Origin of the sequence: Streptomyces sp. Go-475 (assembly GCF_003330845.1) — a bacterium.
GTDB lineage: Bacteria > Actinomycetota > Actinomycetes > Streptomycetales > Streptomycetaceae > Streptomyces.
On the sequence record NZ_CP026121.1, the window covers coordinates 3,355,224 to 3,381,181 of the forward strand.

General features: G+C 70.6%; 26 protein-coding genes and 1 pseudogene. 16 read left to right on the top strand and 11 right to left on the bottom strand.

The genetic code is table 11. The annotated features are described in order from the left end of the window. Nucleotides 1-62: 62 nt before the first annotated feature. Both C1703_RS15305 and C1703_RS15310 read right to left on the bottom strand, forming a co-directional pair. On the bottom strand, nucleotides 63-728 hold the full coding sequence (locus C1703_RS15305; protein ID WP_114257430.1) for an HAD hydrolase-like protein: 666 nt from the start codon (nucleotides 726-728) through the stop codon (nucleotides 63-65). A gap of 74 nt (nucleotides 729-802) precedes the next feature. Then, nucleotides 803-1,318, bottom strand: a complete 516-nt coding sequence (locus C1703_RS15310) for a hypothetical protein (RefSeq protein ID WP_114253222.1) — start codon at nucleotides 1,316-1,318, stop codon at nucleotides 803-805. Between the two features lie 983 nt (nucleotides 1,319-2,301). Between C1703_RS15310 and C1703_RS15315 the strand changes: the two are divergent. After that, nucleotides 2,302-2,649 (top strand): annotated as a pseudogene (locus C1703_RS15315) (Rv3235 family protein); the annotation flags it as partial. A 108-nt stretch (nucleotides 2,650-2,757) separates the two neighbouring features. Here the strand turns inward: C1703_RS15315 and secA are convergent. Beyond that, nucleotides 2,758-5,604 (bottom strand): preprotein translocase subunit SecA, encoded by a 2,847-nt coding sequence (gene secA / locus C1703_RS15320; RefSeq protein WP_114253224.1) that lies wholly within the window; start codon nucleotides 5,602-5,604, stop codon nucleotides 2,758-2,760. A gap of 280 nt (nucleotides 5,605-5,884) precedes the next feature. Here secA and C1703_RS15325 point away from each other — a divergent pair, with 280 nt between their 5' ends. Both C1703_RS15325 and C1703_RS15330 read left to right on the top strand, forming a co-directional pair. After that, a complete protein-coding gene (locus C1703_RS15325) occupies nucleotides 5,885-6,484 on the top strand; it encodes a GNAT family N-acetyltransferase (RefSeq protein WP_114253226.1) in 600 nt (199 codons plus the stop codon). A gap of 157 nt (nucleotides 6,485-6,641) precedes the next feature. Further along, the gene (locus tag C1703_RS15330; RefSeq protein ID WP_114253228.1) at nucleotides 6,642-7,814 is read left to right on the top strand and encodes a crosslink repair DNA glycosylase YcaQ family protein; all 1,173 of its coding nucleotides are present in this window, start codon (nucleotides 6,642-6,644) and stop codon (nucleotides 7,812-7,814) included. Between the two features lie 9 nt (nucleotides 7,815-7,823). Here the strand turns inward: C1703_RS15330 and C1703_RS15335 are convergent, their stop codons facing one another. From C1703_RS15335 to mtrA, 6 genes are all read right to left on the bottom strand, one after another. Then, a complete protein-coding gene (locus C1703_RS15335; protein ID WP_114253230.1) occupies nucleotides 7,824-8,570 on the bottom strand; it encodes a response regulator transcription factor in 747 nt (248 codons plus the stop codon). Nucleotides 8,571-8,775: 205 nt separating this feature from the next. Then, nucleotides 8,776-9,471 carry a ribosome-associated translation inhibitor RaiA gene (gene raiA / locus C1703_RS15340; RefSeq protein ID WP_114253232.1) on the bottom strand — a complete coding sequence of 232 codons (696 nt, stop codon included), beginning with the start codon at nucleotides 9,469-9,471 and terminating at the stop codon, nucleotides 8,776-8,778. Between the two features lie 312 nt (nucleotides 9,472-9,783). Further along, complete coding sequence (locus C1703_RS15345) at nucleotides 9,784-10,674, bottom strand: ComF family protein (RefSeq protein ID WP_114257431.1); 891 nt, start codon at nucleotides 10,672-10,674, stop codon at nucleotides 9,784-9,786. A 159-nt stretch (nucleotides 10,675-10,833) separates the two neighbouring features. Beyond that, complete coding sequence (locus C1703_RS15350; protein WP_114253234.1) at nucleotides 10,834-12,666, bottom strand: LpqB family beta-propeller domain-containing protein; 1,833 nt, start codon at nucleotides 12,664-12,666, stop codon at nucleotides 10,834-10,836. Next, complete coding sequence (gene mtrB / locus C1703_RS15355) at nucleotides 12,656-14,893, bottom strand: MtrAB system histidine kinase MtrB (RefSeq protein WP_114253236.1); 2,238 nt, start codon at nucleotides 14,891-14,893, stop codon at nucleotides 12,656-12,658. Before mtrB ends, C1703_RS15350 begins: the two co-directional genes overlap by 11 nt. A 1-nt stretch (nucleotide 14,894) precedes the next feature. Next, a complete protein-coding gene (mtrA, locus tag C1703_RS15360) occupies nucleotides 14,895-15,584 on the bottom strand; it encodes a two-component system response regulator MtrA (protein ID WP_003990656.1) in 690 nt (229 codons plus the stop codon). Between the two features lie 667 nt (nucleotides 15,585-16,251). Here mtrA and C1703_RS15365 point away from each other — a divergent pair. After that, entirely contained in the window at nucleotides 16,252-16,872 is a 621-nt protein-coding gene (locus tag C1703_RS15365; protein ID WP_114253238.1) for a nuclease-related domain-containing protein, read from the top strand. Here the strand turns inward: C1703_RS15365 and C1703_RS15370 are convergent, their stop codons facing one another. Beyond that, nucleotides 16,873-17,631: a GntR family transcriptional regulator gene (locus C1703_RS15370; RefSeq protein ID WP_114253241.1), complete on the bottom strand. Its 759-nt coding sequence runs from the start codon at nucleotides 17,629-17,631 to the stop codon at nucleotides 16,873-16,875. A gap of 190 nt (nucleotides 17,632-17,821) precedes the next feature. Here C1703_RS15370 and C1703_RS15375 point away from each other — a divergent pair, with 190 nt between their 5' ends. The 12 genes from C1703_RS15375 to C1703_RS15425 all read left to right on the top strand — a co-directional run bounded on the left by C1703_RS15375 (nucleotide 17,822) and on the right by C1703_RS15425 (nucleotide 24,461). Beyond that, nucleotides 17,822-18,151: a hypothetical protein gene (locus C1703_RS15375; RefSeq protein ID WP_114253243.1), complete on the top strand. Its 330-nt coding sequence runs from the start codon at nucleotides 17,822-17,824 to the stop codon at nucleotides 18,149-18,151. A gap of 2 nt (nucleotides 18,152-18,153) precedes the next feature. After that, a complete protein-coding gene (locus C1703_RS15380) occupies nucleotides 18,154-19,494 on the top strand; it encodes an FtsK/SpoIIIE domain-containing protein (protein WP_114253244.1) in 1,341 nt (446 codons plus the stop codon). A gap of 86 nt (nucleotides 19,495-19,580) precedes the next feature. Then, nucleotides 19,581-19,751 (top strand): hypothetical protein, encoded by a 171-nt coding sequence (locus tag C1703_RS39280; protein ID WP_198678178.1) that lies wholly within the window; start codon nucleotides 19,581-19,583, stop codon nucleotides 19,749-19,751. Nucleotides 19,752-19,825: 74 nt separating this feature from the next. Beyond that, nucleotides 19,826-20,503 (top strand): DUF2637 domain-containing protein, encoded by a 678-nt coding sequence (locus tag C1703_RS15385; protein ID WP_114253246.1) that lies wholly within the window; start codon nucleotides 19,826-19,828, stop codon nucleotides 20,501-20,503. A gap of 19 nt (nucleotides 20,504-20,522) precedes the next feature. Then, on the top strand, nucleotides 20,523-20,711 hold the full coding sequence (locus C1703_RS15390; protein WP_114253248.1) for a mobile element transfer protein: 189 nt from the start codon (nucleotides 20,523-20,525) through the stop codon (nucleotides 20,709-20,711). Between the two features lie 14 nt (nucleotides 20,712-20,725). After that, nucleotides 20,726-20,881, top strand: a complete 156-nt coding sequence (locus C1703_RS15395; RefSeq protein WP_086083352.1) for a hypothetical protein — start codon at nucleotides 20,726-20,728, stop codon at nucleotides 20,879-20,881. 14 nt (nucleotides 20,882-20,895) lie between these two features. Beyond that, the gene (locus C1703_RS15400; protein ID WP_114253250.1) at nucleotides 20,896-21,210 is read left to right on the top strand and encodes a SpdD protein; all 315 of its coding nucleotides are present in this window, start codon (nucleotides 20,896-20,898) and stop codon (nucleotides 21,208-21,210) included. A 94-nt stretch (nucleotides 21,211-21,304) separates the two neighbouring features. Beyond that, complete coding sequence (locus C1703_RS15405; RefSeq protein WP_114253252.1) at nucleotides 21,305-21,484, top strand: hypothetical protein; 180 nt, start codon at nucleotides 21,305-21,307, stop codon at nucleotides 21,482-21,484. A gap of 5 nt (nucleotides 21,485-21,489) precedes the next feature. Then, on the top strand, nucleotides 21,490-21,678 hold the full coding sequence (locus C1703_RS15410; RefSeq protein ID WP_114257432.1) for a hypothetical protein: 189 nt from the start codon (nucleotides 21,490-21,492) through the stop codon (nucleotides 21,676-21,678). Nucleotides 21,679-21,682: 4 nt separating this feature from the next. After that, the gene (gene repSA / locus C1703_RS15415; RefSeq protein WP_114253254.1) at nucleotides 21,683-23,071 is read left to right on the top strand and encodes a replication initiator protein RepSA; all 1,389 of its coding nucleotides are present in this window, start codon (nucleotides 21,683-21,685) and stop codon (nucleotides 23,069-23,071) included. Beyond that, on the top strand, nucleotides 23,068-23,256 hold the full coding sequence (locus tag C1703_RS15420; protein WP_114253256.1) for a helix-turn-helix domain-containing protein: 189 nt from the start codon (nucleotides 23,068-23,070) through the stop codon (nucleotides 23,254-23,256). Before repSA ends, C1703_RS15420 begins: the two co-directional genes overlap by 4 nt. Beyond that, on the top strand, nucleotides 23,256-24,461 hold the full coding sequence (locus C1703_RS15425; protein WP_114253258.1) for a site-specific integrase: 1,206 nt from the start codon (nucleotides 23,256-23,258) through the stop codon (nucleotides 24,459-24,461). The genes C1703_RS15420 and C1703_RS15425 overlap by 1 nt, the downstream gene beginning before the upstream one ends. A 275-nt stretch (nucleotides 24,462-24,736) precedes the next feature. On the opposite strand, the gene mtnA is transcribed toward C1703_RS15425, so the two are convergent. Beyond that, nucleotides 24,737-25,885, bottom strand: coding sequence for an S-methyl-5-thioribose-1-phosphate isomerase (gene mtnA / locus C1703_RS15430; protein WP_114253260.1), 1,149 nt, complete (start codon nucleotides 25,883-25,885; stop codon nucleotides 24,737-24,739). Nucleotides 25,886-25,958 lie beyond the last annotated feature (73 nt).

Consider the following 25,958-nt stretch of genomic DNA (forward strand, 5'->3'; position numbering starts at 1 on the left):
GGCACCTCGTCGCGCCGAGCTGCGCACCCACCCGGCTTCGGCAACAACGCGGAGCACTCCGGCTACGCCGCGAGCCGCTCCGCCTCCTCGACCGCTTCCTCCAGCGTGTCCACGACCGGCACGCCCACCGCCTCCAGACTCGCCCGACTGTGCGACCCCCCGGTGTACAGCACAGCCCGCGCCCCCACGTGCAGCGCGGCCACCGCATCGTCCGCGGCGTCCCCGATCACCACCGTGCGCTCAGGGTCCACCCCACTCAGCGACCCGAGATGCCGCACCATGTGCTCGGCCTTGCTGCCGCCCGACGGCCCGGTGCGCCCGTCCACCCGTATGAAATGCGGCTCGATCCCGAACTGCCGCACCAACGGCACGAGCTCCTCGTGCACGTACATGCTCAGGATCGACTGACTGCGCCCCGCCGACCGCCACCCTGCCAGCAGTTCCTCGGCCCCCACCGTCAGCCCGCACGTCACCCGGTGCTCCGCGTAGTACCGGTGGAAGATGCCGTCCATCAGCTCCCACTCGGCCTCGGTGGGCAGTCTGCCCATCAGCCGCTCGTAGAACTTGGGCACCGGCACGCAGTACAGCTCCCGGTACTGCTCAAGCGTCAGCGGCTCCAGCCCCAGCTCGCCGAATGCCGCGTTCGTCGCCCCGATGATCGCGTCGATGTCGTGGAACAGCGTGCCGTTCCAGTCCCAGACAATGTGCGCGCCCGTCTTCATCCCCATGCCCGAAAACGTACCCGCCCCCACTGACAATCAAGAGAACGGCACCTCAACGCGCCCCCCGCCAGGAGCGCCGCTCAGTCCCCGCGCCCCACCAGATTCGGAATCTCCTGGGTGGCGAACCACAGCAGCTCGTGGTCCTCCGCGCCGTCCACGACGAACTGCGCGTCGTCGTCCCCGCCGTCCGCCGCCGGCAGCGCGTCCGCGGCCGCCGTCACATCGGCCTCCGCGTCCGCCGCGTCGACGTGCACCGACGCCGCCTTGGCGAGCGGCACCGCACCCGCGACCCGCACCTCCCCCAGCGCCGCCGGGTCGAGCCCCCGGTCGGGGTCGGCGCTCGCGGCCCGGTCGGCGACGTCGACGGCGACCACGACCCGGCGCCGCGGCGCCTCCGGGTCGGCCGCCAGCAGCCGCAGCGAGGCCAGCGCCGCCCGGCTCAGCGCCGCGTACTCCAGTTCCTCGATGTCGTCGGAGAGGTACCACTCGCGCAGCGCGGGCGTCACGGCGTAGGCGACGAACGGCCCGGCTCCCAGCTCACCCGTCTTGTACGCCTCGGCGAGAGCGGGGAGGGTCAGGGGCACGTAGACACGCATGGCAGGCCGCTTTCGTGGTCGGTTTCAAGGTCGGACTGCTTGGTCGGTATTCATGGTCAAGAGCGCCGGACGGCCTTCAGGATACGTGCGGCGCGTCCCCTTTCGAGTCCCGGCCGGTGACGCCGAACGCGTCCACCTCAGGCCCGGAATTCACCCGGCACACCCCGGCACTGACGGGGCCCACACCCCCTAAATCACCCGGATAGGTGAACATTCCGGCGCCGAGAACCCGCGGCCCGCTTCCTTGCCCCTGCCCCCGTCGGCCCCGTACAAGATCAGCAACCCGAAGTTACTCCCCGGTATGAACCGGGCCCACGGAACGGGGACCCCCCATGCACAAGGTCATGACCAGGGCACAGCGCCGCCCGGCCACCCGCCCGCCGTCCCGCCGAGACCAGCACACCCCTGGCACCCCCACCCCACGCGGCACGGGCACCCGCACCGGCACCACCCCACCGCGAGCCGCCGGAAACGCCTCCCCGCGGACGACCACCCCAGCAGCCCCGGACGGCCACACCTCACCCCGGACCGCCGGAAGCACGAACCCACACACCACCGCACCGCGCACCCCCACCGCACCAGCGCCAGACGGCCACACCTCACCCCGAACCGCCGGAAGCACGAACCCGCGTCCAACCACCCCACCGGCCCCGGCAGGCAGCCCCCGGCCCCGAACCTCCGGCAGCGCCGCCCCGCCCCGCACCCCCGGCGACGGCCCCGGCCGCACCCGGGCCGCAGCCGGCGGTCAGCCCCCGGCGACCGCCCGGTCCCAGCGCCCTCGCACCCGCCCCGCCGACACCCGCCCACCGACCCTCACGCGCTCCCGCACGGCACCCCGCACGCCGGCGGCGGGCACCGCTCCGGCGCCCACCACAGCCATCACCCCGGCCACCACAGCCACGACCTCGGGCACCCTGTCCGCCCCAGCCACCTCAGAGCCCACCCCCGGCCTCCCTGCCCACGGCTCCCGCCGAATCGCCGCGATCCCCCACCCCCTGCCCACCGACCTGTTCGCCGACCTCCTCCTCGCCGTCCTGAGCGGCCACCGCCCCGTCCACTCGATGCTCCGCCACACCCGCGGACGCGCCTACGACGAACTGGCCTGGCTGGCCGAGCGCGGCCCCCTGCGCACACGCGGCGCCCGCCCCGTCGTCCGGGACATCGGCTACTTCGAACCCCGCCCCGGCGCCATCGAGGCCTTCGCCCGCATCGGCGCCGGCGACCAACTGCGCGCCATGGCCTTCCGGCTGGAACTCGGCCAGGACCTCCGCTGGCGCTGCACGGCGGTGGAGCTGGGCGGCCCCCGTCCACCCCGCGCCGAGGCCGACTGACCCTCCGGCCCGCCCCGGGGGTCGCCGCCCGGCCCCCTCACGCCGAAGGGCCGGACACCCTCGGGTGCCCGGCCCTTCAAGCCGCTACGGTGCCTCAGCCACCGTCACTCACTTCTTGCGGCGTCCCCGGCTCTTCGCCTGCTTGCGGCGCTCCGCGCGCGTGAGGCCGTCGGCCTCGGAACGCACCGGCTCGCCGTCCTCGGTGAAGTCGCCCTCGATGGTGCCGCCCTCGCCGTCGACCGTCGGGGCGGAGAAGTGGAGGTTGCGCCGCTGCGGGACGTCGAGGCCCTTGGCGCGGATCTCCGGCCGGGCACCCGCCTGCGCCGGCACCGAGTCCTGCTTCTCCAGGTCGGCCACGGGCTTGGTGTCCTCGACGGGGACCTCCTCGACCTGCTGCTCGACCTGGACCTCCAGGTTGAACAGGTAGCCGACGGACTCCTCCTTGATGCCCTCCATCATGGCGGTGAACATGTCGAAGCCCTCGCGCTGGTACTCGACCAGCGGGTCCTTCTGCGCCATCGCGCGCAGGCCGATGCCCTCCTGGAGGTAGTCCATCTCGTAGAGGTGCTCGCGCCACTTGCGGTCGAGGACCGACAGCACGACCCGGCGCTCCAGCTCACGCATGATCTCGGAGCCGAGCTGCGCCTCACGGGCCTGGTACTGCTCGTGGATGTCGTCCTTGATGGAGTCACTGATGAACTCGGCGGTGAGACCGGCCCGGTCGCCGGCCGCCTCCTCCAGCTCCTCGACCGTGACGTTGCACGGGTAGAGCTGCTTGAAGGCGCCCCACAGCCGGTCGAGGTCCCAGTCCTCGGGGAAGCCCTCGGCGGTCTCGGCCTGGACGTAGGCGTCGATGGTGTCGTCCATGAAGTGCTGGATCTGCTCGTGCAGGTCCTCGCCCTCCAGGACGCGGCGCCGCTCGCCGTAGATGACCTCGCGCTGGCGGTTGAGGACCTCGTCGTACTTCAGGACGTTCTTGCGGGTCTCGAAGTTCTGCTGCTCGACCTGCGACTGCGCGGAGGCGATCGCGCGCGTGACCATCTTGTTCTCGATCGGCACGTCGTCCGGCACGTTCGCCATCGACATCACGCGCTCGACCATCTGGGCCTTGAACAGCCGCATCAGGTCGTCACCGAGGGAGAGGTAGAAGCGGGACTCGCCCGGGTCGCCCTGACGGCCGGAACGACCGCGCAGCTGGTTGTCGATGCGCCGCGACTCGTGCCGCTCGGTGCCCAGCACGTAGAGCCCGCCGAGCTTCTCGACCTCTTCCTTCTCCGCCTTGACGGCCTTCTCGGCCCGCTCCAGCGCCTCGGGCAGGGCGTGCGCCCACTCCTCGATGTGCTCCTCGGGGTCGAGACCGCGCTGGCGCAGCTCGGCCTCGGCGAGGTCCTCGGGGTTGCCGCCGAGCTTGATGTCCGTACCACGGCCGGCCATGTTCGTGGCCACCGTGACGGCGCCCTTGCGGCCGGCCTGGGCGACGATCGTCGCCTCCCGGTCGTGCTGCTTGGCGTTGAGCACCTCGTGCTGGATGCCGCGCTTGCTCAGTTGCTGCGAGAGGTACTCGGACTTCTCGACGGAGGTGGTGCCGACGAGGATCGGCTGCCCCTTGCGGTGCTTCTCCTCGATGTCGTCGACCACGGCCTCGAACTTGGCGACCTCGGTCCGGTAGATCAGGTCGGACTGGTCCTTGCGGATCATCGGCCGGTTGGTCGGGATCGGCACCACACCGAGCTTGTAGATCTGGTGGAACTCGGCGGCCTCGGTCATCGCCGTACCGGTCATGCCGCACAGACCGGGCTGTTCCTTGCCGTTGTGGTCGTGGCGCTTGTAGAGGCGGAAGAAGTTCTGGAGGGTGATCGTGGCGAGCGTCTGGTTCTCGTCCTTGATCGGCACTCCTTCCTTCGCCTCGATCGCCTGGTGCATGCCCTCGTTGTAACGGCGGCCGGCGAGGATACGTCCGGTGTGCTCATCGACGATCATGACCTCGTCGTCGATGATGACGTAGTCCTTGTCCTTCTTGAACAGTTCCTTCGCCTTGATGGCGTTGTTCAGGTAGCCCACGAGCGGGGTGTTCACCGACTCGTAGAGGTTGTCGATGCCCAGCCAGTCCTCGACCTTGGCGACGCCGGACTCGTGGATGGCGACCGTGCGCTTCTTCTCGTCGACGTCGTAGTCGCCGGTCTCCTCGATGCCCTTGAGGGGCTGGCCGGCCTCGCCGCGCTTGAGGCGCTTCACCAGCTTGGCGAAGTCCCCGTACCACTTGGTGGCCTGGTCGGCCGGGCCGGAGATGATCAGCGGCGTACGGGCCTCGTCGATGAGGATGGAGTCGACCTCGTCGACGATGGCGAAGTTGTGGCCGCGCTGGACGAGCTCGTCCTTGGACCACGCCATGTTGTCGCGGAGGTAGTCGAAGCCGAACTCGTTGTTCGTGCCGTAGGTGATGTCGCAGGCGTACTGCTCGCGGCGCTGAGCCGGCGTCATGTTGGCGAGGATGCAGCCGACGCTCAGGCCCAGGAAGCGGTGGACGCGGCCCATCATCTCGGAGTCGCGCTCGGCCAGGTAGTCGTTGACCGTGATGATGTGGACGCCCTCGCCGGACAGCGCGTTCAGGTACGCCGGCAGCGTGCCGACGAGGGTCTTGCCCTCACCGGTCTTCATCTCGGCCACGTACCCCATGTGCAGGGCGGCGCCGCCCATCATCTGCACGTCGTAGTGCCGCTGGCCCAGGACGCGCTTGGCGGCCTCGCGGACGGTGGCGAAGGCCTCGGGCAGCAGGTCGTCCAGGCTCTCACCGTCGGCGTACCGCTGCTTGTACTCATCGGTGAGGGCCCGCAGCTCGGCGTCGGAGAGGTCGACGAAGTCCTCTTCGATGGAGTTGACCTGGTCCGCGATGCGGTGCAGCTTGCGCAGGATCTTGCCTTCGCCTGCACGCATGATCTTCGAGAGGACGGACACGGGGGTTGGTCTCCTTGCCGGTCGGGCCTGGGACGGTCGGTTACCACTTGACTTACTGAGCAACGGCCATCGTATGCGAGGACCCCACCGCGCCGGGAGGGCCTGCCGTGACGGCGACCGTCCGCTGCTTCAATTCTGATTCATGTCTGCTTCAAAGGGGACAACGCCCCGGCCCCACGGATAGTGCCGCATTCCCCCATCGAATTGCACCAGGCGTGATCACTCGCTCACCGAGGGCAAACAGATGGCACCACCGGCCGCCTCCGAGCAGAATCGGCCGATGGACCCCGTCACCCTCACCACGGACCGCCTCCTGCTGCGCACGGTCGGCCCCCAGGACACCGACGCGGTGTACGAGGCCTGTCAGGACCCCGACATCCAGCGCTGGACGACGATCCCCTCGCCCTATCTGCGCGAGCACGCCCAGAGCTTCACGGAGCAGCTGGCTCCCGACGGCTGGGCGGACGGCTCCATGTTCACCTTCGGCGTCTTCCTCCACTCCGGGGAACTGGCGGGCATGCTGGGCATCACCATGCGAGCCCTGGGCATGGGCGAGATCGGCTTCTGGACGGCGAAGCGGCACCGTTCCCACGGCTACATCACGGAAGCCGCCCTCACCGCCTGCCGCTGGGCCTTCGTCCACGCGGCGATCGACCGCATCGAATGGCGCGCGACGGTGGGCAACCGGGCCTCGCGCGCGGTGGCGGAACGAGCCGGCTTCACGATCGAGGGCACACTGCGCTCCGCGACCAACAACAAGGGCGTACGCCACGACACCTGGATCGGCTCCTTGCTCCCGTCGGACTTGAACCTCCCGTCGACGGCCCCGTACTTGCCCGCTCCCCAGCTGCGGGAGCCGCGGGAGTTGCCCGCTCCCTAGCCGCGGGCAGTCGTGCCGCCGGGGCGGCTCGGGTGCGCGGCGGCACCCGGCCACGCCGGGCTGCGCACCCACCCCGCCCCAGCCGTCACGCCCAGCACCACGACCCTGGCCCCGCAGACACCCCCACTGTCAGTCCCACCCCCTATCGTGCAAAACCATGACCACCCCGCGCCCCGCAACAGAGCTCTCCGCAGACGACGCCCGCAGAATCGCGCTCCGCGCCCAAGGCTTCCTCGGCGCCCCCGACCGCCGCTCCGGCGTCCGCGGCGTCCTCCGCCACCTGGGCGCGATACAGCTCGACACGATCTCGGTCCTGGCCCGCTCCCACGAACTCGTCCCGTACGCCCGCCTGGGCGCGGTAGGCCGGAAGACGGTGGAGAACGCCTACTGGAAGGACACGCACTCCTTCGAGTACTGGTCCCACGCGGCCTGCATCCTCCCCATCGAGGAGTGGCCCCACTTCGCCTTCCGCCGCCGCGCCTACCGCAACCGCCCGCACTGGAACCACGAACTCCCGGACGGCGCCTACGACAAGGTCATCGAGCAGCTCCGCTCCGAAGGCCCCCTGACCGCCACCGAGTTGGGCGGCGCGAAGAAGACGAACGACTGGTGGGACTGGTCCGGCTCCAAGGTCGCCGTCGAACGCGCCCTGATGTACGGCGAGGTGGTGTGCGTGGAGCGCCGCGGCTGGAAGCGGATCTACGACCTCGCCGAGCGCGCGATCCCGGACGCCCTGCTCCACGACGAGCTGGACGACACCGAGTGCCTGCGCCGCCTGGTCCGGCTGGCGGGCCAGTCCCTCGGCGTCGGCACCCGCGCGGACATCGCCGACTACCACCGCCTCAAGGGCGAGCAGGTCGACGCGGTGATCTCCGACTCGGGCCTGGTCCCGGTCACGGTCGAGGGCTGGGCCAAGCCGGCCTGGGCCGATCCCGCGGCCCTGGAGACGCCCCCGCGCGGCCGTCACCGTACGACACTGCTGTCGCCTTTCGACTCCCTGATCTGGGAGCGGGCGCGCACGGAGCGGATCTTCGGCTTCACCCACCGCCTGGAGGCCTACGTCCCCAAGCAGAAGCGGGTGTACGGCTACTTCGCGATGCCGGTCCTGGCCGGCGGACGGCTCGTCGGCCGGGTGGATCCCGCCCGTGAGGGCCGCACGCTGGTGGCCAAGCAGGTCACGCTCGACGGCCCGAAGGCGGTGCCGTCCGTCGCCCAGGCCCTGGCCGAGGCGGCGACCTGGGTCGACTGCACGGACGTACGCGTGGAACGGGTCGACGCCCCCGACCTGCGCGAACCCCTGGTCAAGGAACTCGCCCGCATTCTCGGCTGAGAGCGAGCCCTAGCGGATCTCGAGGATCTTCTCCCGCATCGCGTACACCACCGCCTCCATCCTGGAGTGCAGCTGCAGCTTCTCCAGGATGTTGCGCACGTGGTTCTTCACGGTGTTCTCGGAGATGAACAACTCCTTGGCGATGTCACGGTTGTTCATTCCGGTGGCGACGAGCTTGAGGACTTCCAGTTCGCGGTCGGTCAGACGCGGCGCGGGCACCAGCCGGCGCTCGTCCGTGCGCTGGATCATCGACTTGAACTCGGTGAGCAGTTTCGACGCCATGGACGGGCTGATCTGCGACTGCCCGTCGGCGACGGCGCGAATGGCGGTGGCCACCTCGTCCGTGGAGATCTCCTTGAGGAGATAACCGGTCGCGCCCGCCTTGATGGCGTCGTAGAGATCGGCTTCCTCGTCGCTGATCGTCAGCATGATGATCTTGGCGCTGGGTGCCACCTCCTTGATGGAGGTGCACGCCTCGATGCCGCCCCGCTTCGGCATCCGTACGTCCATCAGCACGATGTCGGGCAGCAGATCGGCGGCCTTCTCGACCGCCTCGGCGCCGTCGCCCGCCTCTCCGATGACCTGGATGTCCTCCTCGGCGGCGAGCACGATCTCCAGGCCACGGCGGAAGAGGGCGTGGTCGTCCACGACGAGGACTCTGATCGGTTCCTTGCGTGGAGTCTCCGTGTCCGGGCCCATGCCGACGACGCCGTCGTCGGCATCCCCGTCACGCATCGGTCCGAAGCTGTCCGCCATCGTTCCTCCCCCTGAAGGCTGTGGCCTGTGGTCCTGAGCCATCGCCAACCCAGAGCAACGACCCACCGGTTGGGCTGTGGCCATCATGATTTCATGCCCGGGCGGCGCCGGGGTGACGGAGCGGTGCGCGAAGCGGTCGCACAGGGGTGCCCCTGGGGGCGCACACGCGCTCCAGGGGCACCTGCTCCGCTGTCACCCGGCACGGTCAGCCGCCGAGCGCACCGCCCGCCTCGGGGGAGTGCGCCTGTGTGACCATCGTGTCCGTGCTGAGGTGGATCACGCCGTAGTCGTAGGCGTGCCGTCGGTAGACGACACTCGGTTCCTTGGTCTCGGAGTCGACGAACAAGTAGAAGTCGTGCCCGACCAGCTCCATCTCGTAGAGAGCCTGGTCGAGGGTCATGGGGGCTGCGACGTGGGTCTTCTCGCGGACGACGATGGGGCCGTCACCCTGCACTTCCAGCGAGCCGATCTTCTTCGTGGGCACGGCTTCCGGCTCCTCCTCGGAGGCCGTCACCAGGCCGTTCCCGTTGAGCGTCGCCACACCCGGGACGTGGTCGGCGACCTCGGCGGCCGGGATCCGGCGCGCGCCACGGCGCGAGAACCGCTTGTCGTGCTGCCTGCGCAGCCGGGCTTCCAGCTTTTCCGCCGCCAGGTCGAGCGCCGCGTAGGGATCGCTCGCCGCTGCCTCCGCCCGGATCACCGGACCGCGGGAGCGGAGGGTGATCTCCACTCGGTCACAGCGGTCGGCCTGCCGCGGATTGGGCTCCTTGGACACCTCGACGTCGAGGCTGATCACCTTGCCATCGAGCTTCTGGATCTTCTCCAGCTTCAGCTTCTCGGCCACGTGCTTCCGGAACCGCTCGGGCACCTCGGTCTTGCGGCCCTTGACGACGATGTCCACGCAGAACTCCGTTCCCGGATCGCTCCGCCTCGCTGCGGAGCATCTCCCTTTTTGCACCAGGCTCCGGTGAACCCCGGAACCTCGGACTCGGTGACTTCCACCTCCTCCCCCGGGGGCGAGATCTCCACTCCACCGGCGCGAGTGATGAAGAAAAACCCGCAGCACGGCAATCGGATTTGAGAGGTGTGGCCTGCGGCTTTCCCTCTCAACCGAACATATCTCGCCCGGACGGATGTCGTCACCCTCTACCGCGGCGTACCTCCGTTCAGGTGAATAAGCCCTCTCGTTACCTGCAACGACGCAAGATCTCAGTCAGTTCCGGTTTATTTGGAAAGCTTCCGGTGACGCCGCGACCACTGCCGCGCACACCACGTCAACGACTCCGCCGGCGCCGCCCGCGCCCGCGATTCCCTGCCGGCCGGGCCGCCGGCCCGTCCTCTCTCGCGTTGATCCGACGTTCTGTTCCTCTCTGCTTTCCCAGGTCTCTCCCTCGTACACGGCCGCGGTCCCTCCAGCGTTCGAAACCGGCCCCGCCGCCCGCACCGCCCGCGCGGCCTCCGCCAGGGACGCCCCGGTGGTCATCACGTCGTCCACGAGGACGACCGGGCCCGCGGAGAGCAGCCGGGCAGCACCGGGCGCCACCGTGAGCGCGCCCGCGAGATTGCCCAGTCGCTGGCGGGAGTTGAGCCGTGACTGGTCGGCCACGGCCCGCTTCTGCCGCAGCACGCAGAGCACCCGGGCCGGGATCCCGCTCCGCCGCAGCCGGCCCGCCGCGGCGAGCGCGATCCGCCGCGCGGGATCATGCCCCCGGGCCCGCACGGCCCGCCGCCCGGACGGCACGGGCACGAGCAGCACGGGAACCCCGCTCTCCCACGGCCGCCCCACCCCGGCCCGCTCCGAGGCCCAGGCCCCCTGAAGACCCGCCCGCACCGCTCCGGCCAGGGCCACCCCGAGCGGCCCCGCGAGCGCCAGGGCACCCCGCTCCTTGTGGGCCAGCAGCGTCGCCCGGACCTCGTCCGCGTACCGAGCCGCCGCGTGCACCACGGGCAGCCCGGGCGGCTCCGGCACCGGCCGCACACGGCACACCGCGGCTCCGCTCAGCACCGCACGGCACTCCGCGCAGAGCACCGCACGAGGCTTCCCGCAGCCCCCGCACTCGCCCGGCAGCACCAGGTCGGTGAGGTCCTGCCACCACCCCCGCATGGACACCACTCTGCCGACACGGACCCGGCCCGGCCACCCCTGTGGAAAACCCACCTGTGGACAAGTCACCGCTCGGCGAGCTGCTCGTCCCTCACACGAGTGATGGCCGAGTGACAGCCCCCCTGCGGAGGCCGATCAGGGGCACCGTACGCCCGCGCCTCACCCCGGATAGACCGGCGCCGTCCCCTCCGTCACCTTCTGCCACTGCTCACCCGACGGCAGACGGACGATCCCGTCCACCGAGTACGCCACCAGCGGCAGCTGGTCGTCCTCGGCGGCCGTGACCTCCTTGACGCCGGTCAGGGCCGCGGGCGCCGGTACGTCCGGCGTGGAACCGTCGACCTGGACGTACCGCATCTGCTCCACGCCCCCGTGCTCGCGTCCGACCACCACGAGCCGGCTGTCCCCGGCCCACGACATGGCCGTGACCTCCTCCAACTCCGGAGTCGCGGAGCGCAGTTCCACCACCCTGACGGCCGGCTTCCCGCCCGGCTTCTCGTCCCGCTCGATCAACCCGATGAGCAGCGTCTTCTTGCCGCCCTTCTCCACGACGAGCGCGATCCGCACCCCGTCGGCGGCCACCCGCACGGCCTGGATCCGGCCGTCCAGGTGCGGCGTGCGCACCTCCAGCGGCTCGCCCTTGCCGTCCTCCAGCAGGAGCAGCCGGGGGTCGTCCGGGTCCCGGTCGGCCACCCACAGGCCGTCGTCCGCGTCCCAGCTGGGAGTGGTCAGCCGGTCGGACTCGGTCCGGCCGTGGCTGCGCAGCACCGGCTCGCCCAGCGAACCGCCCGAGACCAGCGACCCCACGTACAGCGATCTGCCGTCGAGGCTGACGCCGGCCGCGGTGTGCTCGTCGCGCGAGACCGCGACCGAGCGCAGCGCCGTGTCGCCCTCGCCGAGAGCCCCGGGCGCCGGGTCCGGCTTGGTGCCGCTGTTGCCCGCGGGGATCCGTACGAGCCGGTCCTTGCCGTCGACGAAGTACAGGTAGTCGGGTGGCCGCACCGAGCTGCGGAAGGCCGTCGCCTCGGCCGCCCCCTGCGAGAGCGCGCACAGCTCCGTACCGTCGGCCCGCAGCTCCACCTCGTCCACCGCGGGGCTGAGGTTCCGCAGCGTGAACAGCATCTGGGCCGCCATCTCCTGGCACCGGTTGATGCCGATGCCCGCGACCTTGTCGTTGAGGGGGATTGTCAGCCTGTTCCGGTCGTCGGGCGTCAGCGCGCCCGCGTCCTTCGCCAGCGCCGTGCCGGTCGGGAAGCTCGACCGGACCACGGGCCCGAGCCACCGCGTGGGCCCGTGGAGCAGGGAACGCACGACCTGCGTCATGGGATCCACGCGCCGCCGCACGTAGACGGGATCGGCGACCGCCGTCGGCTGCGAGTCCTCCCCGGCCGCCACCTTGTTAGAAGCGAGGTAGTACTTGTTGACGGACATGTAGTTGCGCTGGAAGTCCGACTCGCCCATGACGACGCCCTGCGGCAGCACGTCGATCCGCCACTGCCCGCTCTTGTCGTCCTGCGTCAGGTGCACGGTCCTGCCGTACTCCCCGGTGGCGGGCGCGTACGCCTGCTGCGCGTCCACCGTGGCGACCTTGGTGCCGGTCAGCCGGTACGTGATGTCGCCGGTGTCGTCCCGGCCGCCCGTCCTCTCGGGCTTGGCGCCCGGCCCCTCCGTGAGCACGGTGGTGGACAGCTCCGGCCGCCAGGTCTTCGCGGCCTCGCCGGTCAGGTACTGGCGTGCCGTCTTGTAGTCCGGATCGTCGCTGGTCAGCGCCTCCAGGAAGCCCTGCACGATCTCCGAGGGCGCCGCGTCCTCACCGGGCGGGACGGCGAACACCCGCACCTGGCTCTCCTGACGCGGTGTGGACTCCACACTCCGCAGGTCCCCGCTGTCGGGCATCGAGGCACACCCTGCCAGCAGCAGGACGCCACCGGCGGCGTACGCCATCACGCGCGCGGGCGTACGCCTGCCGCGCCCTTCGCGGTCAGCGCCCACGAGATGCCTCCCCTTGCCTCTTCGCGTCCCCCGCCTCGGTCTCGCGGCCCGGGGCTGCGGCTCCCTTGTCCCCGTCCGCTTCCCGGGGCCCGTTCACGACCGGTCCCCCTTCGGCACCATCCGGGTCGCTCACGACCGGTCCCCGTACGGCACCGGCCGAGTCGCTCACCACGCCGTCGCCGGTGGCCCCTGCCGGGCCACTCACATCGCTGTCCCGCGTCGACGGCTCCGCTGCGCCCGCTTCGTCCTGCCGTCGCGCCCCCGAGGCGGGCCGTGGCACCACGCGCGCGCCGTTGCCGGGCAGGGCCGTCGGATCGGCCGCGGCGGCAGCCGCCCGCGGCGGTATGGGGTCCTGCTTGGCCCGCGGGGGCACCGGCCCGTTCGCCGACTGTGCCGGCACCGTCGCCCGCTTCTCGCCGTCCCCGCCGCCACACGGCAGCCCCGCGTCGTCGAGCCCCCGGTTGCGCCGGGAGTCCTTGGGCTCCAGCGGTATCGGGGAGCCCCGCAGCGGCTCGTCAGCGGTCCTGGGCAGCGTCAGCCGGAACTGCGAACCGCCGCCCGGCTCGCCCCACGCCTGCAGCCAGCCGCCGTGCAGCCGCGCGTCCTCCAGGGCGATGGACAGCCCCAGCCCCGTACCGCCCGTGGTACGCGCGCGTGCCGGGTCGGCCCGCCAGAAGCGGCTGAACACCCGGGTCGCCTCGCCCGGCTTGAGCCCGACCCCGTAGTCCCGCACCGCGACCGCGACCGCGCCGCCGGCCGCGGCGAGCTTGACGACAACGTCGTTGCCCTCGCCGTGCTCGACGGCGTTGACCACGAGGTTGCGCAGCACGCGCTCCACGCGCCGGGCGTCGGCCTCGGCGACGACGGGCTGCTGGTCGCCGAGGACGCGGATCCGCGTGCCCTTGCGCTCCGCGAGCGGCTCGGCCCCGCTGACCACCCGCCGTACGACGTCCCTGAGGTCTATCGGCTCCGCCTCCAGCGCCGCGGCACCCGCGTCGAAACGGCTGATCTCCAGCAGGTCCGCGAGCAGCGACTCGAACCGGTCCAGCTGGTCCGCGAGCAGCTCCGCCGACCGCGCGGTCACCGGGTCGAAGTCCTCCCGCGCCTCATGGATGACGTCCGCGGCCATCCGCACGGTCGTCAGCGGTGTGCGCAGTTCGTGCGACACGTCCGAGACGAACCGGCGCTGCATCCGCGACAGGTCCTCCAGCTGGCTGATCTTCAGCTGGAGGTTCTGCGCCATCTTGTTGAAGGCCTCGCCGAGTCGCGCGATGTCGTCCTCGCCGGTGACCTTCATCCGCTCCTGCAGCCGCCCGGCCGACAGCCGCTCCGCGATCCCCGCCGCCATCCGCACCGGCGTGACGACCTGCCGCACCACGAGCCAGGCGATGGCCCCGAGCAGCACGACGACGAACAGCCCCGCCGTCGCCAGCGTGCCCTTGACCAGGCTCAGCGACTTCTCCTCCTGCGTGAGCGGGAAGAGGTAGTAGAGCTGGTACGGGTCGCCGTTGGGGTCGTCCACCTGCTGGCCGACGATCAGGCCCGGCTGGGAGTCCTTGGCCGGGTTGTTGTACATGATGCGGGTGTAGCTCTGCGCGGCCGTCGTACTGCTGTCGATCCGCTCGCGCAGGTCGGCGGGCACGCTCCTGTTCCAGTCCACCTCGCCGGAGGCACGCTGCCCACGGCCGCCCGCGCCGTCCGCGTCGGAGGCAGGGAGCGTCACCACGTCGAAGGCGCCCTGGCCGCCGCTGGACAGCGAGGAGACGAGATCGCTCATCCACTCGCTGACGTTCTGCGCGGGGCGCCCGTCCGCCGTGGCGATGTCGTCGCCGGCGCCGCTCCCCGCCTCTTCGGCCCGCTGCTTGGCCACCGCGAACCCGCCCGTGGCCTGGCTCTGCGACGCCTTCACCTTGGCGTCGAGCAGGCCGTTGCGCACCTGCCCGATGACCACGAAGCCCAGCAGCAGGACCACGCCCAGCGACATCAGCAGCGTGGTGACGACGACCTTGAGCTGGATGTTGCGCCGCCACAACCGCATGACCGGCAGCAGCGGCCGGCGCACCCACCGCATGAACAGCCGGATGACCGGACTGCCCTGGACCCCGCCCTGCAGCAGCCCGCTCTCCAGGAACCGCGCCCAGCGCGAGCCGGGCTTCTTCCGCCCGACAGGCCGCCCCGGGCGGGCCCCGGACCGGCCGGGCGCCGAAGCGGCACTGTCGCCGGACATGTCAGCTCGGCCCTGCCTTGTACCCGACACCACGGACCGTCACCACGATCTCCGGCTTCTCCGGGTCCTTCTCGACCTTGGAGCGCAGCCGCTGCACGTGCACGTTCACCAGACGCGTGTCCGCCGCGTGCCGGTAACCCCACACCTGCTCCAGCAGCACCTCGCGCGTGAACACCTGCCACGGCTTGCGCGCGAGCGCGACCAGCAGGTCGAACTCCAGCGGCGTCAGCGCGATCGACTGCCCGTCCCGCTTCACGGAATGCCCGGCCACGTCGATGACCAGGTCACCGATGGCGAGCTGCTCCGGAGCGGGCTCCTCCGACCTCCGGAGCCGCGCCCGGATCCGGGCCACCAGCTCCTTCGGCTTGAACGGCTTCACGATGTAGTCGTCCGCGCCCGACTCCAGGCCCACGACGACATCGACCGTGTCGCTCTTCGCCGTGAGCATCACGATCGGCACCCCGGACTCCGCCCTGATCAGCCGGCACACCTCGATACCGTCCCGGCCGGGCAGCATCAGGTCCAGCAGCACCAGATCGGGCTTGGACTCGCGGAAGGCGGCCAGCGCCTTGTCGCCGTCGGCCACGAAAGACGGCTCGAAACCCTCACCACGCAGCACGATGCCGAGCATCTCGGCCAGTGCGGTGTCGTCGTCGACGACAAGGACTCGTCCCTTCATAAACGACATCATCCCATTCTCATAACGGTGGCGTAGGTGCGGGTGAGGCAGGTCACTGACCAGTGACGATAGTCGTACTGAGCCGTAGCTGTCTGCTCTTGTCCGCCGGTGTTGATGTCAGTAACGGATGTCAGCTCGACCGTCCCGTACACCATCCTCCTTCACCCACCACCCTCCCCGGCTCCCATCCCGTACGCCGTCGACCCACACACCGTGGAGCAGGCGTGGTTCATGGCGTCCAGGTGGAGCGCGCCACTGTACGAACGACCTGGACGCCATGGGCCGCGTCTGCTCGGCTCTGCCTGGGTCGATGGCGTACGGGATGGGAGCTCCCCTGCGCACGCCACTACGGACCCGCAGTCGGGAGCGGCGCCCCCTCCATCCCGGTGCCGGCCGATCCCCGCCGGAGGCATTGTTCTGACCCGCGGGCGTTGTGTGCGGTGATCGACTCATAGCCACCGGCCCTATCCACCTGTGGGCGCGCGTCGGCGCAGCCCGCCGGAGCGGGCCGGAGGCAGGAGCGGCGGCGGAGCGGAGCCGGGAAGCGCGCCCGGCGGAGCGGAGCGCAGCCGGGGAGCTTGATGAGGTAGAGAAACCTGTAACAGCTCATGGCCAATACGGGACTTGGCGCTGGTCGCGCCTCCGTGGTGATCTGGGAGAGACAGCCGCGCGAGGGGGCATGGTGCAGGCGTTAATAGAGGACTTGGCCGGGAACCGGCCGGGCGACGCGGTGCGCCGCAAGATCCAGGAATTGCAGCCGAACCCGCTGCTGAGACTGCTCCACCGCTGGCGGCCGGCCTCCGAGATCCGCAGTTGGTCGGATGGCCTTACAGGGGAGCGCATCACCGGCAAGCGACTGAACAGACTGCGCAGTCGCGGCTGGTTCACTCTCCATGCCATCCAGTGGGCGAGCGGCTCAGACATCGACCACCTCGCCATCGGCCCGGCCGGTGTCTTCTCCATCAACTCCAAACGGCACCGTGGCAAATCCGTCTGGTACGGCGACACCGCGATCACAGTGAACGGGGTAGTGCAGCGTCACATAGCGGTCAGCCAGTCCGAGGCCCGCCGAGTGTCCCGCGTTCTATCCCGACGCTGCGCCATGAACGTCCCTGTCCGCCCGGTGATCTCCGTGGTGCACGCGGCGAAGCTCACGATCAAGAACGCGAACCCTCCGGTGCTCGTCTTGGCTGTCGAACACCTCGACCAGGTCCTATCGGGGCTGTCACCGACGCTTGGGCCCGAGCAGGTGGCGCACATCTACAGCGTGGCACGGGATCCTCGGACCTGGGTTGCCTGATCAGGCGTCGAAGTCGTACTCCAGGACGTACGCGTTCGCGTCGAGGATCATCTCGTTCACCTCGACAGGGCGTCCTTCGTCCGCGAATGCCGTGCGACAGATCATGATGACGGGGGTGCCTGCTGAGAGCTGGAGCCGGCTCGCTTCTTCCTGCGACGGCATCCGGGAGCGGATCTCTTCGCGGAAGTGCACCGGCTTGTAGCCCAGCTCCGCCAGACGGGCGTAGGTACCGCCGGGCCCAGTGTTCTCCTGCGTGATCGCTGAGCCCCCCACCAGGTCGGCAGGCAAGTACGACGTGGACAGCAGGACGGGCTTGTCGTCCAGCACAAAGCGGCGGCTCCGCACGCAAGCCGAAGCACCGGCTTCGATGCCGAGCACTTCATTGATCCGATCGGGTGCAGCCTCTTCTGTGACCTGCACCTGGTCGACGACCAGGGTGCGGTCTCCAATGTCCGCCGACCAGATCGAGCGACCAGACCCCCACTGCTCCCGGGACAGTCGCTGTATACCCCGTCGCCTGAGCGGCTTGAAGGTGCGTACGAAGACGCCAGACCCCTTGCGGGACTCGGCCAGGCCCTCGCTCTGGAGAACACCGAGCGCCTGCCTCGCGGTCATGCGGGCCACGTCATACGTGGCCATGAGGTCGTTCTCTCCTGGTAGCCGATCACCTGGGCCGTATTCGCCGGCCTGAATCGCTTCCCTCAGTTCGTCGGCGATGCGCTGGTACTTCGGCTGGCGTCCGCTGCCCTGGGTGGCCATGTGATCCCTCCTTTCCTCTCTAGACACCTTAGGGGAGTTGTGTCGGTCGACATAACTGGCGGCTGGCCTCAGTGGCCAACCTGAAACATCTCTAGAGACCTGTTGACGTCTCTAGAGATGTGCTGTTCCATGGAGGCATCTCTAGAGAGGTTGCTCACAAGGGAGCGGCCTCAGGGACAAGGGGACAGCTATGCCGTCGTTCAAGATCGACACTTCGTCCGCTGTTGTGTTCGTGGCGACCGCGCCGGAACCGAAGATGGTCAACAAGAAGACCGGTGAGCGGGCCGTGGACCGGGAGACCAACGCGAGTCTGTCGACCGTGGGTCTGCTGGTCTCGGACGAGGGGGAGGGGAACCTCTACCAGGTGACCGTGCCGGAGACGGGCCTCCCGGAGGGTCTCGTGCCGGGGACGCCGGTCAAGGTCATCGGCCTGAAGGCCCGTGACTGGGAGAACGAGTTCAACGGCCAGAAGCGGCACGGGATCTCGTTCCGCGCGGTCGCGATCACCCCGGCGGTCTGACCATGACGGACCTGACGATGTGGCTGGAGGCCACGGGCGCCTTAGTGGGTGCCGGCGGTCTCGGCTACGCGAAGGTACGCGCGCCGCGCGTGTACTGGTCGCTGGTCGGGATGCCGGTCACCTGGGGCCGCTTCACCCTGTCGTACCGCTCCACGATGGATGTGTGTGGGCTGACGGTGCACCCGTCGGGCCTGCGGGCGTTCATGACGCGCAACGTGGCTCGCCGTGAGGTGCAGCCGGTCCCGCCGAAGATCCGCCGGGTGCGCGGCACGTCGACCGGGCTGCGGGTGACCCTGCGGCTTCCGGCCGGCCTGGAGCCCGCCGACGTGATGGCTTCCTCGGAGCGGCTCCGGCACGCCTGGGGCGTCCACTCGGTGACCGTGGTCGAGACGAAGCCCGGCTTCGTGGAACTGCGTATGACCGGCTATGACGTGCTGCGCCGGGTGCGGATGCCCCGCAAGGCCCGCCCTCACGACCTGGCCGTGCCGGTCGCGGTGCGGGAGGACGGGACCGCGTTCGAGCGGGACTACCGCAAGGCGCCCATGGCGCTCACCCTGGGCGCGAACCACTCCGGCAAGTCCATGTATCAGCGGAACCTGATCAAGGGGCTGGCGCAACTGCCGGTGGCCCTGGTCGGTATCGACTGCAAGCGCGGTGTGGAACAGTCCGCGTTCGCGCCTCGCCTGTCGGCGCTGGTCACCAACCCTGACGATGCCGCCTCGCTTCTGGGCGTCCTGGTCGCGGAGATGGAAGACCGCTTCGACCTGCTGAGCCGTCATGGGGTCTCGGACCTGTGGGAGCTGCCCGACGAGGCGCGTCCGGTGCCGGTAGTCGTCCTGGTCGACGAGGTGGCGGAACTGTTCCTGATCTCCTCCAAGAAGGACGAGGAGCGCCGGGAACGGATCGTCACCGCGCTGATCCGGCTGGCTCAGATGGCCCGCGCGATCGGCATCTACCTGGAGATCTGTGGGCAGCGTTTCGGCTCCGATCTGGGCAAGGGCGCCACCATGCTCCGTGCTCAGCTCACCGGCCGCGTGGTGCACCGCGTCAACGACAAGCAGACCGCCGAAATGGGCCTGGCGGACGTGGCCCCGGACGCCGTTCCGGCCGCGAGTCTGATCCCCATGAACCGCCCCGGCACGGCTGTCGCGGCGGACGCCTCCGGCGGCTGGTCGAAGATCCGCACCCCGGACACCTCGCGAGCCGAAGTGGTCGCTGTCTGCCGGGAGTTCGCCCACCTGGTCCCGGACCTTCCGTTCCTCGAACCGTTCCGTCCCTACGTGCCCGCTGAGGCGCCGGCGGCCGGTCCGTCGCTGGTCAAGCCCCGCCCGGTCACCGAGTAGCACCCCGTACTGCCACGGTCGGCGCGACCGCCTCGCGCCGGGTCCCTACCCCCGCCATGCCGAAAACCGGAAGGAGGGCACCACCGATGGCCACACCCGGCACCGCCGCCGGCCAGAGCGAAGCGAACGACTGCCCCGTCTGTCACGGCACGGGTGAAGTCGCCCGGCCCGTCCGCGTGGGCCGCAAGCGCCGCGTCGTCGGCGAACAGTCCGGCCTCTGCCTCAACTGCCTCGGCTCCGGCCAGGCACCCGACTGACCCGCCGGGGCCGGGCGGCCGGACACCGTTCCCCGCCTGCCCCTGGCCCGACTCCCCTGAAGGGAGGTGCCCCTATGTCTCGCTCGATCCGCCCGGATGCCGTGCTGGTCCAGGCCGTCATCGCCGGCGCGCTGTCCTTCGCCCACCTGCACGACCTGGCCGAAGCCGCCGGGCAGACCGGTTGGAAGGCCTGGGCCTACCCGGTCAGTGTCGACCTGCTTCTGGTCGCCGCCTGGCGCCGGCTGCGCACGGCCCGCCGCGACCGCTCCGCCTGGACCTGGTTCGTCATCGCGCTGACCGCCTCGCTCGGCGCGAACATCGCCACCGCCGGACTCCTCGACCTGGACGACGTGCCCGCCTGGCTGCGCATCCTCGTCGCCGGCTGGCCCGCCCTGGCCTTCCTCGGCGGAACCCTGCTGGTCCACACCCCGGCCGAGCCGATCGCTCCCCCACAGGCCGTGGATGAGGTGGCGGCGCCGGAAGTCGACATGCACCGCGATGACGAGCCCGCCCCCGGCCCGGCCCTCGACCCTGCCTCCGACACGGCCGTGCCGGAGCTGGCTCGCGCGCCGTCACAGCCCGCGCCGAGCGCTCCCGTCGTGCCGGCCGCGTTGCTCGACCACGCCCGGAAGATCGCCGACGCCCACCAGGCCTCCACCGGCTCACCGATGCCCGCCGAGGCCCTGTCCGCCCGGCTCCAACTGCCCGCCCCGATGGCCGACGCCATCGCCGCCGAACTCCAACTCACCTGACCAGGAAGGAGAACCGTCCATGACCGCCAACCGCCGCTTTCGCAACGTGATCCGCATCGGCCCCGTGCAGGTCGCCACCGCCTACGACGGCCGTGGCCGCGACAAGCACACCGCCGCCTGCACCGCCCCCGGCTGCGGCTTCGCCGCCGACTACGACACCCGCGCCGGCGCCGAACTCGCCGCCCGCACCCACCGCTGCATGGCCTGAGAGGAGACCTCGCCATGGACGTACCGCTCTGGCTCGCCCTCCTCGTCGTCGGATGGCTCGGCGTCAAGCTCGCCCGCCCGCCGTGGTGGCTGGTCGCCGTGCTCCTGGTCGGCGGCTACCTCGTCGCCGGCAGCTTCCTCGCCCCCGCCCTCGGCACCGTCCTCAAGTAGAAGGGACAGCCCCCGTGTTCACGCCGAAGTACCCGCCCCAGGACACCGCACCGCCCGCCCCGGCCCCCGCCGCGACCGCCCACACACCGGCGCCCGTCCAACCGACGGCCCCGGACCCGGCCCCGGTCGCCTCGGCCTCGAACCGGCCCACCGTCCAGCTCACCCCCGGCAGCGCCCTCGCCCTCGCCGCCGGCGGCAGCGCCGTGGTCCTCGTCGTCGGCGCGGTCCTGGTCTCCATGCTCCTCGCGGTCGCCATCACCGCCGTGTCCGTCGCCGTGGTCGCGGTCGTCCTCCGCTCGATGGTCAAGGACTTCAACAACCACCGCTGAACGGCCCCCGGAGCGGCCTCGGTCGCCAAACTTCCGCCGCTCCGGGCGCCTGCACCCCTTCCAGACCCAACGGACCCGAAAGGGAAGCCCCATCATGCCCCAGCACGCCCAGAACACGCCCGTCTGCCGCGACTGCGACGGCTTCGCCACCGCCGCCATCACCACCGGCACCCTCCACGCCGACGGCACCCGCGTCACCCTTCGCCTCGACTGCCCGACCTGCCAGGGCACGGGCCGCACCCTCCCCGCCACCCTCGCGCGGACCGGGAGGTGACCGGCATGGGCGACCTGACGCCGACCCCGGACCGTCCCGGCCTGCACGTCAGCAGGCCGTCTCCGAACGCCCCCGCCCGGGGATCCGCCGTGTGCCACTGCGGCGCGAGCGCCACCGCGACCGGTGACGACCAGGTCCGCCTCCTGGTCCAGGGCTGGGAGGCCAACCACGGTTCCGCCCACGCGGAGGGGTGACAGCGTGACCGACACCGCCACCATGGCGGGCCTGGACCCGGCCACCCTCGCCGAGGTGCTGAGGGTGGCTGGGTCTCCCGGCTTCGACCGCATCCAAGAGCAGATCCGCCGCACCGGCGGCTGCTCTGACCCCATCCACCTGCAAGGCTCCACCGTCACCCGCGACGCCACGACCGGGCAGGTCCTGCACTCGTACTCGACGGACACAGAGCCCGGAGGCCGGCTCAGGGTGGCCTGCGGCAACCGCCGTGCCTCCCGCTGCCCGGCCTGCGCCTGGACCTACGCTGGGGACACCTACCACCTGATCCGAGCCGGACTCGTCGGCGACCCCGACAAGGGCACACCGCACACGATCCGGGAACACCCCCGGGTCTTCGCCACCCTGACCGCCCCATCGTTCGGCCCGGTCCACAACCGCCCGGGCAACCGGCCCTGCCGCTGCGGCCAACGCCACGGCGAGGACGCACCCGAACTCGGCACCCCGCTCGACCCGGCCACATACGACTACGCCGGAGCCGTGCTGTGGAACAACCACGCCTCCGAGCTGTGGCGCTACTTCACGATCTACCTGCGCCGTGAGATCGCCAAGCGGGCCGGACTGTCCCAGAAGGACGCCAAGGAACAGTCCCGCGTCTCCTTCGGCAAGGTCGCTGAGTACCAGAAGCGCGGGGCCGTGCACTTCCATGCGGTGATCCGCTTCGACGGCCCCGATGGGCCAGATGACCCGCCGCCGGCCTGGGCCACCCTCGACCTGCTCACCGACTCCATCCGGGCCGCCGCCCGCGTCGCGGTCGATGTCCCCGCCGCCGGTGACGAGCCGCCCCGCACGCTGCACTGGGGCACGCAGCTCGACGTGCAGCCGATCGGCGCCTTCGGCCACGGCGAGGAGATCACCGAACAGGCCGTCGCCTCCTACGTGGCCAAGTACGCCACCAAGGCCGCCGAGACCACCGGCACGGTCGACCGCCGCGTCGGCAACAAGGAAGCCCTGGTCCTGCTCGGCGTACCCGACCACCCCCGCCGGCTCATTGAGGCCTGCCTCGACCTCCACGCGCTCTACCCGGACCGCAAGCTCCGGGACTGGGCCCACATGCTCGGCTTCCGGGGCCACTTCTCCACCAAGTCCCGCCGCTACTCCACCACCCTCGGCGCCCTCCGCCAGACCCGCGCCGACTACCGCGCCGCCCAGCAGCGCGAAGCCCTCGGCCTGCCCGACCCCGACGACGAGGAAGCAACCACCCTCACCCTCGCCCACTGGTCCTACGCCGGCCACGGCCACACCCCCGGCGAATCCTGGCTCGCCGCCAACATCCGCCGCGACATCCAACACAACCGCGAGATCGCCCGCGAAGAACCACCCGCCCTGCTCGATCTGGAAGGAGCCGCCGCATGACCACGGCACCACCTGCACTGCTGACCGTTCCGGAGGTCATGACACGGCTCAAATACGGCCGTTCCAAGGTCTACGACCTGATCCGCTCCAAGCGGCTCCGCTCGATCACTGAGGGGCGTTGCCGGCGGATCCCGGAGAGCGCCGTCGAGGAGTACATCCGTACGAGGCTTGAGGAGGCTGCCTGATGCCTCGGCGGAAGCGCAATCCCAACGGCTCCGGCACGGTCACGAAGCGCGCTGATGGTCGCTATCAGGCTGCCGTGTACGTCCCGCAACCGGACGGGACTGTGAAGCGGAAGTTCGCTTACGGCCGGACCTACGACGAGTGCGACAGCAAGCGCCGCGACATGATCGACCGCGCCAACGGCGGCATTCCGACTCCGACCCGCGACATGACCTTGGGACAGTGGTTCGACTACTGGCTTGAGGTCATCGTCAAGCCCAACCTGGCACACAACAGCTACCGAACCTACGAGGCGGCCGTACGGCTCCACCTCCGACCCCGGCTGGGCTCTAAGGTCATGGTCAAGTTGGGTGTGAAGGAGCTTCGCGGGGTCATCCAGCGCCTTGCAGAGGACGAGGGGGCCAAGACCGCCAAGCGGGTGCTTCGGGCGCTCTCAGCGGCGCTCACGGCCGCAATGGTTGAAGACATCGGGGTGACTCGGAACGTGGCCAAGCTCGTCCATGTGCGAGCGACCACGGACAGCGGGAAGAGCTGGGACGCCGTGAGCGTGCTGCGCTTCCTGGCCACTGCCCGGCGCCGTACCCCGTACTACCCGGCGTTCCTGGTGGTGTGCCTTCTGGGTCTGCGGCGTGCCGAGGTGTGCGGGCTGCGCTGGGAAGACATCGATCTGGACAACCGGATCATCTTGGTTGAGAAGCAGCGGCAGCGCACCAGCGCCGGCACGGTCGACGTGGATCTCAAGACCGAGACCTCAAAGGCTGCTCTGCCTCTGCCCGCCCAGTGCATCGCCCCCCTGCGCTGGGCACGTCTGCGCACGGCCTGGCTGCGGGAGCGAGCGATCAGCAGGGGACGCCCTTGGTTCGATGATCCCGACGGGCACGTGTTCGTCACGCGTACAGGACGTCCCCTGCAAGCGGCTCACTTCTACCTGGTCATGCAGCGGATCATCGAAGCCGAGGGGCTCGACAAGATGAACCCCAAGGGCCTCCGCAAATCCTGCGGCACGCTCCTGGTCCACCTGCGAGTGCATCCGAGGGTCGTCAAGGCGATTCTTCGGCACAGCCGGATCGCGACGACCATGGACATCTACGCTGAGGCTCTGGACCCGGATGTCATCGAGGCCGTTGCGCAGCTCGATCGCCTTCTTCGGCAGCCCGCCCGGATCCGTGAGCTGGAGGTGGCGCACTCGGTTTCAGAAGCCGCTTGATGTCACCGTTGGATGTCACGGCCCCTCTCCTCGCGCATCGCCGCAGGTAGAGGGGCCGTTCCCGTTGATCAGGGCGAGAGCATCCCATTCTCATAACAGTGGCGAAGGCAGTGGTGAGGTAGGTCACCGGCCAGTGACCATAGTCGCAGGGAGCGCCACTGTCTGCCCTCCTTTCCCGCCGCCGCCGATCTTCGACGACCTCCGCGGCCACGGCACGACGGGCGAGCACGCCGGAGCCGGCACCACCCGGGTACCCGCTCCGGCAGCCGCTCGGCTCAGCCCGCCGTCACCCGGCGCGACCGGGCACACACCTCGGCGAGCGCCTCGGCCGTGACGGGCGATACGACGCCTTCCTCCGTGACGATCGCCGTCACCAGCTCCGGCGGAGTCACGTCGAACGCCGGGTTGTACGCCTGCGTCCCCAGCGGCGCCACCGGGATCCCGCCACCCGCCTCCGCACCGGCCACCGGCACCTGCGGCGCCACCACCTCGGTCACCTCGTGCCCGGGACGCTGCTCGACCTCGATGGACGCCCCGTCCGCCGTGTCCAGGTCCACGGTCGTCACCGGCGCCACCACGATGAACGGCACATGGTGGTACCGCGCCAGCACCGCCAGCGGATAGCTCCCCACCTTGTTCGCCACCGACCCGTCCGCCGTGATCCGGTCCGCCCCGATCAGCACCGCGTCCACCTCGCCCGCGGCGAACAGCGACCCCGCCGCGTTGTCGGTGAGCAGCGTGTACGCCATCCCGCTGCGGGCCGCCTCGTACGCCGTCAGACGCGCCCCCTGCAGCAACGGACGCGTCTCGTCCACCCACAGCCGCCGCAGCCGGCCCACCCGGTGCGCCGCGAGCGCCACCGCGAACGCCGTGCCCTCGCCGCCCGACACCAGCGAACCGGTGTTGCAGTGGGTGAGGATCCGGTGCCCGCCACCGGGCAGCAGCTCGTCCAGCAGCGCCAGCCCGTGCTCGGCCATCCGCCTACTGGCCTCGGCGTCCTCCCGGTGCAGCTGCCGCGCCGCGGCCAGCGCCGCCGCGGCCGCCTGCCGGACGTCACCTCCCTTGGCGAGCGCCGCCTCGTGGGCCGACTGCGCCCGGCGCACACCGACGGCCAGGTTCACCGCGGTCGGCCGGGCGCTCGCCAGCGCGGCCGCGGCCTCGTCCACGTCGAAGCCCCGCACGGCGGCGAGCGCGACGCCGTACGCCCCCGCGATGCCGAGCAGGGGCGCCCCGCGCACGGCGAGCGAGCGGATCGCCTCCACCAGCGCGGGCGCGTCCGTACAGACCAGTTCGACCTCCTCCGCGGGCAGCCTCGTCTGGTCCAGCAGGACCAGAACGGGGCCCTCCGGTGGCTCTTCCCAACGGATCGCCGGGATCTCGGTCGGCCGCTTGTCATCGCCGCTGTACGCGTACTGATCAGCCATGCGGTCAGTCTGCCCCCTATGGAGCGGACAATTGAAGGTACGCAGCCCATACCGCGGCCGGTCACACCAAGAC